Raw genomic sequence first — 14,523 nt, forward strand, 5'->3', positions numbered from 1 at the left:
TCCCGTCAAAAGCACCTGCGAGGGGTTCACATCCGGTCGAGCACCGCGGCCCCGCCGGACGCGGAGGACGCACCGGACGCGGCGTGGGCGACCGCCTGCGCCGGGGCCTGGGCGGCCTCCCCCGGGTGCGCGCGCCGGTCGGGGACGCGGCGCAGCCAGCGCCAGAGCGCCACCCCGGCCAGCAGCGCCGCCGGGTGGCCGATCCCGGTCACCAGGTCCTGGTCGGTGGCGTACTGGTCGGCGAGCATCAGGGCGGCACCGCCCAGCGCGAGCAGCCGGCCCATCGGCCGGAGCAGCCCGGCCAGGGCGGCGAGGCTGGCCAGCACGCCGTAGCTGACGCCGATGTCCAGGCGGTCGAGCTCGGCGGGACCGAGCCGCCCGGCCACCACGGCGGCGATCACCACTCCCTGGGAGAGCACCGTCGCGGCGATGTGGCCGGTCGCGAACACGGCCGCCGCCCGCCCCGCGCCGACCCGGCGCTCCAGCGGTGCGACGGTGAAGGCGAAGGCCCACAGGTACGGCATCCAGACCGTCCCCGCCACCCAGAAGCCGCTGAACAGCAGCGCGCGCAGCGGGTGGTGCAACAGGTTGTCCCCGTCCGAGCTGGACGCCTCCTGCAGACGGAGCACCAGGTCCGGGTCGGCGAGCATCGCGAAGGTGGTGGTGGCGCCGACGACGGCGACGTAGCCGAGCGCGAAGGGGTTGCGCCGGGGGGTCGGCACCCGGGCCAGCAGCCAGCCGAGCAGGGTCGACCGCAGTCCGAGCCGCAGCATCCCGTACGGCGGCCCGGAACCGGTGCCCGCACCGGGCCCCCGGTGCGGCCCGCTCCGCTCGGCGCCGATCCGCAGCCCCGCCATGCCGCCTCCGCTCCAGACCCCGCAGCCCTCGGCTCCCGTCCGGTGCCCAACGTACCGGCGAACGCCGGAAATCCCGCCCCCCGATCCTTGTCGTGACCACGTTACGTCCGGGTCCTGGGAGTCGGCTGGGAAATCCCCGTGAAGATCGGTGGACCGCCGAGCGGCCGGAACCGCGGTATTTGGTCCGGACCATCCCTCTGTTTACGCACGAGTAGCGGCTCTGACCGGCGGCTCCACGTCAACCCGACTGCATACATACCGTTACGCAGTGAAAATTCGCCGGGTAAGGTATCGGCCCGTGCCCACTTCCGAGTGGGTCCGAGGGCGGCCCGACAAGCCGGCCCGCGGGCCGGAAACGTCCGGTCCACCTGCCGGGAACCACCCGTTGTCCGTACGCTGCGGAGTGCGCGGGGAGACGTGGGCAGTCCACACCTGTCCACCGATCCACGCGCGTTCGGAAACGGGACGGCGGACCCGGCACAGTCCACGACGGAACAAGACTACGAGCGGAGCCCCGCCATCCCCACAGGTGGCCGGCCCGCAGCCCTGGGGGCGGTGGCGTGACCGTGACAGAAATTCAGCAGGACAACCACAACAGCGGCGGCACGGTGAGCAGCCAGCGCAGAGTGCTGGTGGTGGAGGACGAACCCACGATCGCGGAGTCGATCGCGGCCCGGCTGGGCGCGGAGGGCTTCAAGGTCGCCGTCGCCCACGACGGTCCGGGCGCGGTCGACGGCTTCCACACCTGGCAGCCTGACCTGGTCGTCCTCGACATCATGCTGCCCGGCTTCGACGGCCTGGAAGTGTGCCGCCGGATCCAGGCCCAGCGCCCGGTGCCGGTCCTGATGCTGACCGCGCGCGACGACGAGACGGACCTGCTGGTCGGCCTCGGCGTCGGGGCGGACGACTACATGACCAAGCCGTTCTCCATGCGGGAGCTGGCGGCCCGGGTCAACGTGCTGCTGCGCCGCGTCGAGCGCGCCCAGCAGGCGGCCCGCACGCCCGCGCTCGGCAGCCTGCGCTTCGGCGAGCTGGAGATCGACCACGTGCAGCGGCGGGTCCGGCTGGCCTCGGGCGACGTCCACCTGACGCCGACCGAGTTCGACCTGCTCGCCTGCCTCGCCGCCCAGCCGCGCGCCGTGCTCACCCGCGAGCAGCTGCTGGCCGAGGTCTGGGACTGGACGGACGCGTCCGGCACCCGCACCGTCGACAGCCACGTCAAGGCGCTGCGCCGGAAGATCGGCGCGAGCTGGATCCGCACCGTGCACGGTGTCGGATACGCGCTGGAGGCTCCGCTCTCCTAGGCGGCGCCTCGGGCACCGGGCCTCCGGGGGGCCCGTGTCCCGAACCGCCCTGCACACCATGCGGGGGACCACCGCACGCGGGGGATCACAGGGACCAATGACCTTTCCACAGCAACGCAACGGGGCCGCCGACGGCACCCCGCGGCCGACCCTGGCCGCCCGCGCCGCCCGCCGGGTCTGGGCCGACATCCGGCCGCTCGATCCGGTCCGCTCGATCAAGGGCAAGCTCGCCCTGCTGGTGATCGTCTCGGTCTTCCTGGCCACCGGGATGGTCGTCGTGGCGATCCGCTCCGAGACGCAGATCCGGATCATCATGGTCTTCTCCATGATCGCCTCGCTGCTCTTCATGCAGTTCCTCGCGCACGGGCTCACCGCCCCGTTGCGCGACATGACCGCCGCCGCCCGCGCGATGGCCTCCGGCGACTACAGCCGCCGGGTCGAGGTGAACTCGCGCGACGAGATCGGCGAGCTGGCGGCCACCTTCAACCAGATGGCGGCCGACCTGGAGGCCGCCGACCGGCACCGCCGCGAACTGGTCGCCAACGTCTCGCACGAGCTGCGCACGCCCATCGCCGCGCTGCGCGCCGTGCTGGAGAACGTGGTCGACGGCGTGGTCCAGCCGAATCCGGCGACCCTGGGCGCGGCCCTGGAGCAGACCGAGCGGCTCGGCCGCCTGGTCACCCACCTGCTGGACCTCTCCAAGATCGACGACGGCGTGGTCGACCTGGACGCCCGCCCCTTCGAGGTCCGCGAGTTCCTGGACGGCGTGCTGCGCGGGGTCACCGTGGACGGCGCGACGGCCGGCGGGGCGTTCTCCCGGCGCGGCGACGTGCGGCTCGCCCTCGAGGTCAGCCCGGCCGGGCTGACCGGTGTGGCGGACCCGGAACGGCTCCACCAGGTGGTCGCCAACCTCGTCGACAACGCCTGCAAGCACTCTCCGCCCGGCGGCACCGTGACGGTCCGCGCCCGGCCCGGCGACGGACCCGGCGCCCTGCTGCTGGAGGTCGAGGACGAGGGCCCGGGCATCCCGGCGGCCGACCGCGGCCGGGTCTTCGAGCGGTTCAGCCGCAGCGGCACCGCCACCGCCCAGGGGCCCGGCTCCGACGGCGGCACCGGCCTGGGGCTGGCCATCGCCCGGTGGGCGGTGGACCTGCACGGCGGGCGGATCGAGGTGGCCGAGGCCGCCCGCGGCTGCCGGATCGAGGTGCGGCTGCCCGGCCCCCGGTGACCGGGAGCAACGATTCGGGCACCGCCCATGTCACAGAACCGACACAGCTGCGGACGGAGGATCGTCCGCGGACCGCACCAGGTTTTGTCCGGTTCTGTCCGGGTATGGTGGGCGATCAGGCGCGATCGCTTCCCATCTCTAGCGAGTTTCTAACGCACATTTTCAGCCAAACCGCAGGTCAGGACTGTGATCTGGGCGACGCCTGCGCCCTGGGGACTGCGCGATCACTGATGAGGGGCGTAGCCTTAATCCCCGCTGTCCAAACATCCCAAAAGGAAGCGGAAGAGGGCGGTTGCCGCCGTGTCGCCACAGTCCCCAGAACCCCCAAACAGCTCGGCAAGCTCCACTGGCTTCGGCCCCAATGAGTGGCTCGTCGACGAGATCTACCAGCAGTACCTCCAGGACCCGAACTCGGTCGACCGAGCCTGGTGGGACTTTTTCGCCGACTACAAGCCCGGTACCGAGGTGACCCCAGTGACCCAGGCCGCGACCCAGGCCGGCCCCACGCCGACCCCTGCCGCTGCCCCCGCGCCCACCGCTGCCGCTCCGGCCGCGCCGGCCCCCGCCGCCCCGGTCGCGCCCGCGCCGGCCCCCGCGGCCCCGGCCCCCGCGCCGCTCGCCGCAGCGCCCGCCGCGCCGCCGGCCCCCAAGGCCGCCGCCCCGGCTCCGGCCGCGGCCGACGCCGCCACCGGCCCCGAGCTGGTCCAGCTCCGCGGCCCGGCCAAGGCCGTCGCGACCAACATGGACGCCTCCCTGGAGGTGCCGACCGCGACCTCGGTGCGCGCCGTCCCGGCCAAGCTGTTGATCGACAACCGCATCGTCATCAACAACCACCTGCAGCGCGCCCGCGGCGGCAAGGTCTCCTTCACCCACCTGATCGGCTACGCCCTGGTCAAGGCCGTCAAGGCGCACCCGGGCATGAACCACAGCTACAAGGTGGAGGACGGCAAGTCCTTCCTGGTCAAGCCCGACCACGTGAACCTGGGCCTGGCCATCGACCTGGTGAAGCCCAACGGCGACCGCCAGCTCGTCGTCGCGGCCATCAAGAAGGCCGAGACCCTCGACTTCTTCGGCTTCTGGCAGGCCTACGAGGACATCGTCCGCCGGGCCCGCGCCAACAAGCTGACCATGGACGACTTCACCGGCGTCACGGTGTCGCTGACCAACCCCGGCGGCATCGGCACCGTGCACTCCGTGCCGCGCCTGATGCAGAACCAGGGCACCATCGTCGGCGTCGGCGCCATGGAGTACCCGGCCGAGTTCCAGGGCTCCGCCCCGGAGACCCTGGCCCGCCTCGGCGTGTCCAAGATCATGACGCTGACCTCGACCTACGACCACCGCGTCATCCAGGGCGCGGCGTCCGGCGAGTTCCTGCGCGAGATCCACCGCCTGCTGCTCGGCGAGAACGGCTTCTACGACGAGATCTTCGAGTCGCTGCGGATCCCGTACGAGCCGGTCCGCTGGGCCACCGACGTCGCCACCACCCACGACGACGAGGTCAACAAGACCGCCCGCGTCATGGAGCTGATCCACGCGTACCGCGTGCGCGGCCACCTGATGGCCGACACCGACCCGCTGGAGTACAAGCAGCGCAAGCACCCCGACCTGGACGTCACCACGCACGGCCTCACCCTGTGGGACCTGGAGCGCGAGTTCGCGGTCGGCGGCTTCGGCGGCCAGCGGATGATGAAGCTCCGCGACATCCTCGGCCTGCTGCGCAACACGTACTGCCGCACCGTCGGCATCGAGTACATGCACATCCAGGACCCGAAGCAGCGCAAGTGGCTGCAGGAGCGCCTGGAGAAGCCGTACACCAAGCCCGAGCGCGAGGAGCAGCTGCGCATCCTGCGCCGGCTGAACTCCGCCGAGGCCTTCGAGACCTTCCTGCAGACGAAGTACGTCGGCCAGAAGCGCTTCTCGCTGGAGGGCGGCGAGTCGCTCATCCCGCTGCTCGACGCCACCATCGACGCCGCCGCCGAGCACCGCCTGGACGAGGCGGTCATCGGCATGGCCCACCGCGGCCGCCTCAACGTGCTGGCCAACATCGTCGGCAAGCCGTACGGCAAGATCTTCGGCGAGTTCGAGGGCAACCTCGACCCGAAGTCGATGCACGGCTCCGGCGACGTCAAGTACCACCTGGGCGCCGAGGGCACCTTCACCGGCCTGGACGGCGAGACCATCAAGGTCTCGCTCGCCGCGAACCCCTCCCACCTGGAGGCCGTGGACCCGGTCGTCGAGGGCATCGCCCGCGCCAAGCAGGACATCCTGGACCAGGGCGGCACCACCTTCCCGGTGCTGCCGATCCAGATCCACGGCGACGCGGCCTTCGCCGGCCAGGGCGTCGTCGCGGAGACCCTGAACATGTCGCAGCTGCGCGGCTACCGCACCGGCGGCACCGTGCACATCGTGGTGAACAACCAGGTCGGCTTCACCGCCGCCCCGGCGTCCTCGCGCTCCTCGATGTACTGCACCGACGTGGCCCGCATGATCGAGGCCCCGATCTTCCACGTGAACGGCGACGACCCGGAGGCCGTGGTCCGCGTCGCGCGGCTCGCCTTCGAGTTCCGCCAGGAGTTCCACAAGGACGTGGTGATCGACCTCATCTGCTACCGCCGCCGCGGTCACAACGAGGCCGACAACCCGTCGTTCACCCAGCCGCTGATGTACGACCTGATCGACAAGAAGCGCTCGGTGCGCAAGCTGTACACCGAGGGCCTGATCGGTCGCGGCGACATCACCATGGAAGAGGCGGAGCAGGCGCTCCAGGACTTCCAGGGCCAGCTGGAGAAGGTCTTCGCCGAGGTCCGCGACGCCGCCCAGGCGCCGGCCCCGGCCGCCAACGGCAAGCCGGTCGCCGACTTCCCGGTCTCCATCCAGACCGGCATCTCCGAGGAGATGGTGAAGCGGATCGCCGCCTCGCAGGTCAACCTGCCGGACTGGCTGACCGTCCACCCGCGCCTGCTGCCGCAGCTGCAGCGCCGCGCCGCCTCGGTCGAGGACAACACCATCGACTGGGCGATGGGCGAGACCCTCGCCATCGGCTCGCTGCTGATGGAGGGCCACCCGGTCCGCCTGGCCGGCCAGGACAGCCGCCGCGGCACCTTCGGCCAGCGCCACGCCGTCCTGATCGACCGGAACACCGGCGAGGACTACACCCCGCTGCTGTACCTGACCGAGGACCAGGCCCGCTACACCGTGTACGACAGCCTGCTGTCCGAGTACGCGGCCATGGGCTTCGAGTACGGCTACTCGCTGACCCGCCCGAACGCGCTGGTCATGTGGGAGGCGCAGTTCGGCGACTTCGTCAACGGCGCGCAGACCATGGTGGACGAGTACATCGCGTCCGCCGAGCAGAAGTGGGGCCAGCACTCGGGCGTCGTCCTGCTGCTGCCGCACGGCTACGAGGGCCAGGGCCCGGACCACTCGTCCGCCCGCCCCGAGCGCTTCCTGCAGCTGTGCGCGCAGAACAACATGACGGTCGCCATGCCGACCCTGCCGTCGAACTACTTCCACCTGCTGCGCTGGCAGGCGCACAACCCCCACCACAAGCCGCTGGTCGTCTTCACCCCGAAGTCGATGCTGCGTCTCAAGGCCGCGGCGAGTGCGACCGAGGAGTTCCTGACCGGCTCGTTCCGCCCGGTCATCGGCGACACCACCGTCGACCCGTCGCAGGTCCGCAAGGTGGTCATCACCGCGGGCAAGTTCTACTACGACGTCGAGGCGGCGCGCGCCGAGCGCGGGGTCACCGACACCGCGATCGTCCGGGTCGAGCGGCTCTACCCGCTGCCGGTGGCCGAGCTCCAGGAGGAGCTGGCCCGCTACGGCGACGACGTCCAGTTCATCTGGGCGCAGGAGGAGCCGGCCAACCAGGGCGGCTGGCCGTTCATCGCGATGAACCTGGTCGACCACCTGCAGGTCGTCATCGGCCGCAGCGCCAACGGCTCGCGCCTGCGCCGCGTCGCCCGCCCGGCCTCCTCGGCCCCGGCGGTCGGCTCGGCCAAGCGCCACGCCGCCGAGCAGCAGTCGCTGCTGGAGGAGATCTTCTCGCTCTGATCCCGCTCCGGCCCCGGCCCGACCCCGTCGGACGGCAGTCGAACGAAGGCCCCGGCCCCCGTGCACACGCACGGGGGCCGGGGCCTTTCGCGGCCCGGGAACGACACGGACGCGCCATGCCAAGGTCCCAGCTCTGCAACCAAACCGGCACCGACCTGCGGAGCGACCTGACGGATCGATAGGTTATGCCTCGCCAGACCGCCGCCGGGGCGCCCGTCATCGCCCCCGGCCGGCCGATGACCTCACGCTCTCCCAGGGGGACCCACCGCATGACTGCCGACGCACCACGGGACGCCGTCGCCTCCCCGTTGCCCCCGGTGTTCCAACCGCTGCACCCGGACGACCCCCGGGAGGTGGGCGGCTACCGCTTGTTCGCCCGGCTCGGCGCGGGCGGCATGGGCCGCGTCTACCTGTCCTACACGCCGGGCGGCCGTCCGGTCGCCCTCAAGGTGGTCCGCCCGGAGTTCGCCGAGGACGGCGAGTTCCGCCGCCGCTTCGCCCAGGAGGTCACCAACGCCCAGCGCATCCACGGGCTGTACACCGCGCAGGTGATCGACTCCGGCGTGGACGCCGAGGCGCCCTGGCTGGTCACCGCCTACGTGCCGGGCCCGTCGCTGCAGCAGGTGGTCCGGGAGAACGGGCCGCTGCCGGTCCGCACCGTGCTGCTTCTGCTGGGCGGCATCGCCGAGGCGCTGCAGGCCATCCACAGCGTCGAGGTGGTGCACCGCGACCTCAAGCCCGCCAACGTGCTGGTGGCCGGCGACGGTCCGCGCGTGATCGACTTCGGCATCGCCCGGGCCGCCGACGCCACCGCCCTCACCGGCACCGGCTACCGGATCGGCTCGCCCGCCTTCATGTCCCCCGAGCAGGCCCAGGGCCGCCCGGTCACCCCGGCCACCGACGTCTTCGCGCTCGGCGCGCTGGCCGCGTACGTGGCCGGCGGCACCGCCCCGTTCGGCGACGGCCCGGACACCGCGGTGCTCTACCGCGTGGTGCACGAGCAGCCCGAGCTGGCGGGCGTCCCGGCCGACCTGCGCGAGCTGGTCCTGCGCTGCCTGGCCAAGTCCCCCGAGGACCGGCCGAAGCCGGCCGAGATCATCGAGATCGCCCGCAACCACCCGTCGGTCGGCGGTCAGCTGCGGTTCGCCGACGACTGGCTGCCCAAGCAGGTCAACACCGAGATCACCCGGCGCTCGGACCTGCCGAAGACCCCGCCGACCCCGCTGCCGGCCGCGCCGGCCACCCCGCCGCCGGCCCCGGCCGCACCGCCGACCGCGCCCGGCGTCGCCCCGACCGGGGCCACGCCGCCGCAGCCGACCCACCCGGCGACGGCGGTGTCGTACGGCGCCCCGCAGCAGCCGCCGGTCACCCCGCCGCCCGGCTTCAGCCCGCCGCCGCTCGGCGCGTACGGCGCCCCCCAGCCGACCGCCGAGTCCCCGACCGGGCCGGTGATCTCCTCCCCGCCGACCGTGCAGCTGCGCCACGAGCCTCCCTCCTACGACACCCCGCCGCCCGGCCCGGTGGTGACCGACACCCCGGCCGCCGCGCCGGAGCCCAAGCGCAAGGGCGTCTCCTGGAAGGCACTGCTGGTCGTCGCCCTGGTGATGGCGCTCGGCGGCACCGCGGGCGGCGTGGTGCTGATGAAGAAGCTCGGGAACGACGACAAGAAGGCCGACAACGCGGCGTCCGCACCGCAGACGCCGGGCAGCCTGCCGGCGCCGGCCCAGAGCACGCCCGCGGCCGCGGACTCCCCGACGGCGGCCCCGAGCCCGACCGCGAGCAAGACCCCGCCGGCGTCGTCCTCGAAGTCGGCCTCGCCGGCCTCGGGCGGGGTCTCCGCGCCGGCCCGGCCGAGCGGCTACACCCCCGCGCTCGAGAAGGTCTCGCTCGCCATCCCGGGGACGGAGTACGCCAGCGACGCCTACCGGATCGACCTGAACTCCGGCAAGGTGGTGCCCCGCAACACCAACGGCCTCAAGTGGGGCCTGGGCGTCAAGAAGGCGGTCTGCTGCGGTGGCCGGGCCGACTCCTTCGACTCGGTCGGCGACGGCGAGTCCGACTTCGCGGTGATCAGCGACGCCGCCGTCACCCCCGAGCAGTGCGCCGCCGCGATCGACTCCCGGCCCGACACCGACCTGACCTTCAACCGGGTCACCGCGGGCCGGCTGCTCTGCATCCGGGACCGCACCAGCCAGAACATCGCGATCGCCGCGGTGGAGATCGCCGACGCCTCGTCCGGGGCGGCCAAGGTGGTCGTCAGCACCTGGCGGGCCAACGGCCAGCCCGGTCTATCCTGACCAGGTCCCATCCCCATCGGACCGGAGCGAACCGTGTACTTCACCGACCGCGGCATCGAGGAGCTGGAGAGCCGGCGCGGCGACGAGGAGGTCACCTTCGGGTGGCTGGCCGAGCGCCTGCGCGAGTTCGTCGACCTGAACCCGGACTTCGAGATCCCGGTCGAGCGGCTGGCCACCTGGCTGGCGCGGCTCGACGACGAGGACGACGAGTGACCCGGGGACGACGGGCGACCCGGTGAGACGCCGCCGAAGGGCCCGGGAGGCAACCGCCTCCCGGGCCCTTCGCGTGCCTCCCGTAGGGGGCGGATCGGGGACGGCTCCGGGTCGGCCTCGGGGGCGGGCTCCCTTGACTTCGGCGTCACGCGATATATCGTCTTTGGAAGAGAACGCGATACATCGCGAGTCGCAACGGGAGGCGGCAGAGATGAGCCAGTGGACGATCGAGGGCCCCGACAGGATCACCATCGACGAGGAGGTCCGGACGGTCCACGTCCGGATCATCGACGGGGCGGTCAACGTGGTCGCCGCCGAGGGGCCGGCCCGTCTGGAGGTCACCGAGCTCAAGGGCGAGGCGCTCCACGTCACCCTGGTGGACGGCGTCCTGACGGTCACCTACAAGGACCTCAGCAGCTGGAGCGACTTCGGCGACGTGCTCAAGTCGGTCGACTCGGTGAAGGGCTTCTTCTCCTCGCTGAAGCGCAGGCGGACCGCCTCGGTCACCCTGACCGCGCCGGCCGGCACCGAGGTGAAGGTCGGCACCGTCTCGGCCGACACCACCGTCTCCGGCTTCGCCGGGCACGTCTCGGCCCAGTCGGCCAACGGCGACGTCACCCTGGTCGGCCTGGCCGGGCGGACCTCCGCCAACACCGTCTCCGGTGACGTCGACGTCCAGTCGGTCGCCGGCCAGCTCAAGCTGAACACCGTCTCCGGCGGGCTCACCGTGGTCGCCGGCAAGGCCGACAAGGTGCTGGCCAACGCCGTCACCGGCGCGGTCACCCTGGACCTCGACGTGGTCAACCCGACCGAGATCAAGGTCACCACGGTCAGCGGCCCGGTCGGCGTCCGGCTCCCCTCGCTGGCCGACACCAGGGTCGAGGCCGGCACCAACAGCGGGGACATCTCCAGCACCTTCGACCAGCTCAAGGTCGGCGGCACCTGGGGCGCCAAGCGCCTCTCCGGCCAGCTCGGGGACGGCCAGGGCAGCCTCTCGGTGACCACCGTCTCCGGTGCCGTCACCGTGCTGCGCCGCCCCGACGCCGAGGACGACGGCCCGGTGCTCGTCAAGGAGCTCCCGTCCGGCCCGAAGCCGGCGAAGGACGCCGGCGACGGCCCCGACCTGACCAAGGAGGCCTGACATGAGCCCCGTCTTCGGCCACGGCCGGCTCCGGCTCTACCTGCTGAAGCTGCTCGACGAGTCGCCGCGGCACGGTTACGAGGTCATCCGCCTCCTGGAGGAGCGGTTCCAGGGCCTGTACGCGCCGTCCGCCGGCACCGTCTACCCCCGCCTCGCCAAGCTGGAGCAGGAGGGCCTGGTCGCCCACAGCACCGAGGGCGGCCGCAAGGTCTACCGGCTCACCGACGCCGGCCGCACCGAGCTGGCGGCCCGCCAGGGCGAGCTGGACGAGCTGGAGCTGGAGATCCGCGACTCGGTGGCCCAGCTCGCCGGGGCGATCCGCGAGGACGTCCGGGACAGTGCCAAGGACCTCCGTGAGGAGTTGTGGGGCGCGGCCAGGCAGGCCCCCCGGCCCGAGCGCGCCGAGGACGGGGACCCGTGGGCCGGGCCCTGGGGGGACAAGGACGCCTGGCAGCGGGCCAAGGAGGAGTTCAGCCAGTTCAAGCGGCAGGCCAAGGAACAGGCCAAGCGCGCCAAGGAGCAGGAGAAGGCGGCCAAGGCCAAGGCGAAGGCCGCCGAGGAGGAGGCCCGCCGGCTGCGCGAGCAGTCGAGGGCGGCACGGACGGCGGCGCAGCAGGAGGCGCTGCGGATCAAGCGCCGGGTCGAGCAGCAGGTGCGCGAGCACGCCGCCAGGGGCGACTGGCCGACGGGCCTCGCCGAGGGGCTCTCCGAGCTCACCAAGGGGCTGGCCGGCCTGGCCGACGCGGCCCGCTGGGGCCACCCGGCCGAGGAGGCCGGGCCGGCCGCCGAGCGGATCACCGTCACCCGGATCGACCTGGACAAGGACGAGCCGGCCGGCTCCGCCCCGGCCGACCCGCCGGCGTGGACGGCCACCGACCCGGCCGCCGACCCCGCCCGGGAGCTGGAGCGCCTGCTCGACCGCTTCCGCGACCAGGTCCGCGACGCCGCCCGGGACGGCCGCGTGACGGCCGACCGGCTCGCCGAGGCCCGTGCGGTGCTGGGCCAGGCCGGCGAGCGGCTGAAGCGCCTGCTCGGCTGAGCCGGCGCGAAGGGTGCCCGGTGCCCCTCGGGGGGAGCACCGGGCACCCGCGCGCTCACGGGTTGAGGACGATCTTCCCGAACACGTCGCCCTTGGCGAGCCGGGCGAAGCCCTCCCTGGCCTCGGCCAGCGGCAGCACCGAGTCGATCACCGGCCGGACGCCGGCCGTCGCGCAGAGCGAGAGCAACCCGGCCAGCTCCTCCTTGCTGCCCATGGTCGAACCGACCACCTTGAGCTCCAGGAAGAAGATCCGGTTCAGCTCGGCGGCCTTCGGGCTGGGGCCGGAGGTGGCCCCCGAGATCACGATGGTGCCGCCGGGGCGCAGCGACTTCACCGAGTGCGACCAGGTGGCGGCGCCGACCGTCTCCATCACCGCGTCCACCCGCTCGGGCAGCCGCGCGCCGCTCTCGAAGGCGGCGTCGGCGCCGAGCTCGACGGCCCGGGCGCGCTTGGCCTCGTCCCGGCCGGTGACCCAGACCCGCAGACCGGCGGCCTTGCCGAGGACGACCAGCGCGGTCGAGACGCCGCCGCCGGCCCCCTGCACCAGCACGGTGTCGCCCGGCTTCACGCCGGCGTTGGTGAACAGCATCCGGTAGGCCGTCAGCCAGGCGGTGGGCAGGCACGCGGCCTGCTCGAAGGAGAGCTCGGCGGGCTTGGGCAGCAGGTTCCAGGTGGGCACGGCCACCCGGGCGGCGAAGGTGCCCTGGTAGCGCTCGGTCAGGATCGAGCGCGGCTCGTCCGGGCCCACGCCGTGGCCGCTCTGGCCGATCACGGAGTGGATGACCACCTCGTTGCCGTGCTCGTCGACGCCGGCGGCGTCGCAGCCGAGGATCATCGGCAGCTTCTCCGCGGGCAGGCCGACCCCGCGCAGCGACCAGAGGTCGTGGTGGTTGAGGCTGGCGGCCTTGACGGTGACCACGCTCCACCCGGGCCGCGCCTGCGGTTCGGGGAGCTCGCCCAACTCCAGGGCGCTCAGCGGGTCGTCGGCGTCGATTCGTGCGGCGTAGGCAGCAAACATGATCCGGACGATAACGGCGAAGGGCCGGGCCCGGAACCACACGTCGGTGTGACGCGTATCCCGGAACCCGGCCCTTCACCTCTCGGGTGAGCGCTCCTCGTGGCGGAAGCGCTCCCCCGTTCGCGTCAGATCCGCGCCACGCCCTCGGCGCGGGCGGCGTCGGCGACGGCCTTGGTGACCGCCGGGGCGACCCGCTCGTCGAACGGCGAGGGGATGACCTTCTGCGGCGTCAGCTCCTCGGCCACCACGCCGGCCAGCGCCTTGGCGGCGGCCAGCTTCATGCCCTCGGTGATCCGGCTGGCCCGGACCTGCAGGGCGCCGGCGAAGATCCCGGGGAAGGCCAGCACGTTGTTGATCTGGTTCGGGAAGTCGCTGCGCCCGGTGGCGACGACCGCCGCGTACTTGTGCGCGACCTCGGGGTGGATCTCCGGGTTGGGGTTGGCCATCGCGAAGACGAAGGCACCCTCGGCCATGGTCGCCACGACCTCCTCGGGCACGGTGCCGCCGGAGACGCCGATGAAGACGTCGGCGCCGGCCAGCGCGTCGGCCAGCGAGCCCTTGATGCCGGACCTGTTGGTCTGCGCGGCGATCTCCGCCTTGACGTCGGTGAGGTCCCCGCGGCCGTCGTGGACCACGCCCTTGCGGTCGCAGACCGCCACGTCGCCGATGCCGGCGGCCACCAGCATCTTGGCGATGGCGATGCCGGCCGCACCGGCGCCGGAGATGACCGCGCGCAGCGAGCCGATCTCCCGGCCGGTCACCTTGGCCGCGTTCCACAGGGCCGCGGTGGTGACGATCGCGGTGCCGTGCTGGTCGTCGTGGAAGATCGGGATGTCCAGGGCCTCCTGGAGCCGGCGCTCGATCTCGAAGCAGCGCGGGGCGGAGATGTCCTCCAGGTTCACGCCGCCGAAGGAGGGCGCGAGCCGGACGACGGTCTCGACGATCTCGTCCACCTCGGTGCAGGCCAGCGCGATCGGGACCGCGTCGACGCCGCCGAACTGCTTGAACAGGATGGCCTTGCCCTCCATCACGGGCAGCGAGGCCTCCGGGCCGATGTCGCCGAGGCCCAGCACGGCGGTGCCGTCGGTGACGACCGCCACCGTGTTGGCCTTCCAGGTGTAGTCGTTCACCAGCTCCGGCTGCTCGGCGATGGCCGTGCAGACCCGGGCGACACCGGGGGTGTAGGCGAGGGACAGGTCGTCCGCGTCGCGCACGGGGACGGTGGCCCGAACCTCCATCTTGCCGCCGCGGTGGAGCGCGAAAACGGCGTCGACCGGATCGTCGGTGTCCTGCGTGCTGGTGTGGATGATCTCCGCTGCCACGATGACCTCTTCGTCATTGATAGCGAGGGCACGGCCGACGGAGCTGGGGCG

General features: G+C 72.7%; 10 protein-coding genes. 7 read left to right on the forward strand and 3 right to left on the reverse strand.

The genetic code is table 11. From position 1 onward, the window contains the following. Positions 1-26: 26 nt before the first annotated feature. Positions 27-857: a rhomboid-like protein gene (locus tag MCM47_RS31320; RefSeq protein ID WP_238865319.1), complete on the reverse strand. Its 831-nt coding sequence runs from the start codon at positions 855-857 to the stop codon at positions 27-29. Positions 858-1,423: 566 nt separating this feature from the next. On the opposite strand from MCM47_RS31320, the gene MCM47_RS31325 reads away from it, so the two are divergent. The 7 genes from MCM47_RS31325 to MCM47_RS31355 all read left to right on the forward strand — a co-directional run bounded on the left by MCM47_RS31325 (position 1,424) and on the right by MCM47_RS31355 (position 12,132). Further along, the gene (locus MCM47_RS31325; RefSeq protein ID WP_238865320.1) at positions 1,424-2,161 is read left to right on the forward strand and encodes a response regulator transcription factor; all 738 of its coding nucleotides are present in this window, start codon (positions 1,424-1,426) and stop codon (positions 2,159-2,161) included. Positions 2,162-2,258: 97 nt separating this feature from the next. After that, entirely contained in the window at positions 2,259-3,389 is a 1,131-nt protein-coding gene (locus MCM47_RS31330; RefSeq protein ID WP_238865321.1) for a cell wall metabolism sensor histidine kinase WalK, read from the forward strand. Between the two features lie 300 nt (positions 3,390-3,689). Next, on the forward strand, positions 3,690-7,442 hold the full coding sequence (locus MCM47_RS31335; RefSeq protein ID WP_238865323.1) for a multifunctional oxoglutarate decarboxylase/oxoglutarate dehydrogenase thiamine pyrophosphate-binding subunit/dihydrolipoyllysine-residue succinyltransferase subunit: 3,753 nt from the start codon (positions 3,690-3,692) through the stop codon (positions 7,440-7,442). Between the two features lie 269 nt (positions 7,443-7,711). Next, on the forward strand, positions 7,712-9,739 hold the full coding sequence (locus MCM47_RS31340; protein ID WP_238865325.1) for a serine/threonine-protein kinase: 2,028 nt from the start codon (positions 7,712-7,714) through the stop codon (positions 9,737-9,739). 33 nt (positions 9,740-9,772) lie between these two features. Continuing rightward, entirely contained in the window at positions 9,773-9,952 is a 180-nt protein-coding gene (locus MCM47_RS31345; protein ID WP_031068881.1) for a DUF6104 family protein, read from the forward strand. Between the two features lie 211 nt (positions 9,953-10,163). Further along, the gene (locus tag MCM47_RS31350; protein WP_238865327.1) at positions 10,164-11,093 is read left to right on the forward strand and encodes a DUF4097 family beta strand repeat-containing protein; all 930 of its coding nucleotides are present in this window, start codon (positions 10,164-10,166) and stop codon (positions 11,091-11,093) included. Between the two features lies 1 nt (position 11,094). After that, entirely contained in the window at positions 11,095-12,132 is a 1,038-nt protein-coding gene (locus tag MCM47_RS31355) for a PadR family transcriptional regulator (protein ID WP_238865330.1), read from the forward strand. 55 nt (positions 12,133-12,187) lie between these two features. Here MCM47_RS31355 and MCM47_RS31360 read toward each other — a convergent pair whose 3' ends face one another. Beyond that, positions 12,188-13,150 carry a zinc-binding dehydrogenase gene (locus MCM47_RS31360; protein WP_238865331.1) on the reverse strand — a complete coding sequence of 321 codons (963 nt, stop codon included), beginning with the start codon at positions 13,148-13,150 and terminating at the stop codon, positions 12,188-12,190. A gap of 125 nt (positions 13,151-13,275) precedes the next feature. After that, positions 13,276-14,472, reverse strand: a complete 1,197-nt coding sequence (locus tag MCM47_RS31365) for an NADP-dependent malic enzyme (RefSeq protein WP_308222525.1) — start codon at positions 14,470-14,472, stop codon at positions 13,276-13,278. Positions 14,473-14,523: the final 51 nt, after the last annotated feature.

This window comes from Kitasatospora sp. A2-31 (genome assembly GCF_022288725.1).
Classification (GTDB): domain Bacteria; phylum Actinomycetota; class Actinomycetes; order Streptomycetales; family Streptomycetaceae; genus Kitasatospora.

What these genes read in the sequence shown, in the direction of transcription:
- MCM47_RS31320 (WP_238865319.1), bottom strand. Translation starts at nt 857, where the DNA reads ATGGCGGGGCTGCGGATCGGCGCCGAGCGGAGCGGGCCGCACCGGGGG.
- MCM47_RS31330 (WP_238865321.1), top strand. Translation starts at nt 2,259, where the DNA reads ATGACCTTTCCACAGCAACGCAACGGGGCCGCCGACGGCACCCCGCGG.
- MCM47_RS31340 (WP_238865325.1), top strand. Translation starts at nt 7,712, where the DNA reads ATGACTGCCGACGCACCACGGGACGCCGTCGCCTCCCCGTTGCCCCCG.
- MCM47_RS31350 (WP_238865327.1), top strand. Translation starts at nt 10,164, where the DNA reads ATGAGCCAGTGGACGATCGAGGGCCCCGACAGGATCACCATCGACGAG.
- MCM47_RS31355 (WP_238865330.1), top strand. Translation starts at nt 11,095, where the DNA reads ATGAGCCCCGTCTTCGGCCACGGCCGGCTCCGGCTCTACCTGCTGAAG.
- MCM47_RS31360 (WP_238865331.1), bottom strand. Translation starts at nt 13,150, where the DNA reads ATGTTTGCTGCCTACGCCGCACGAATCGACGCCGACGACCCGCTGAGC.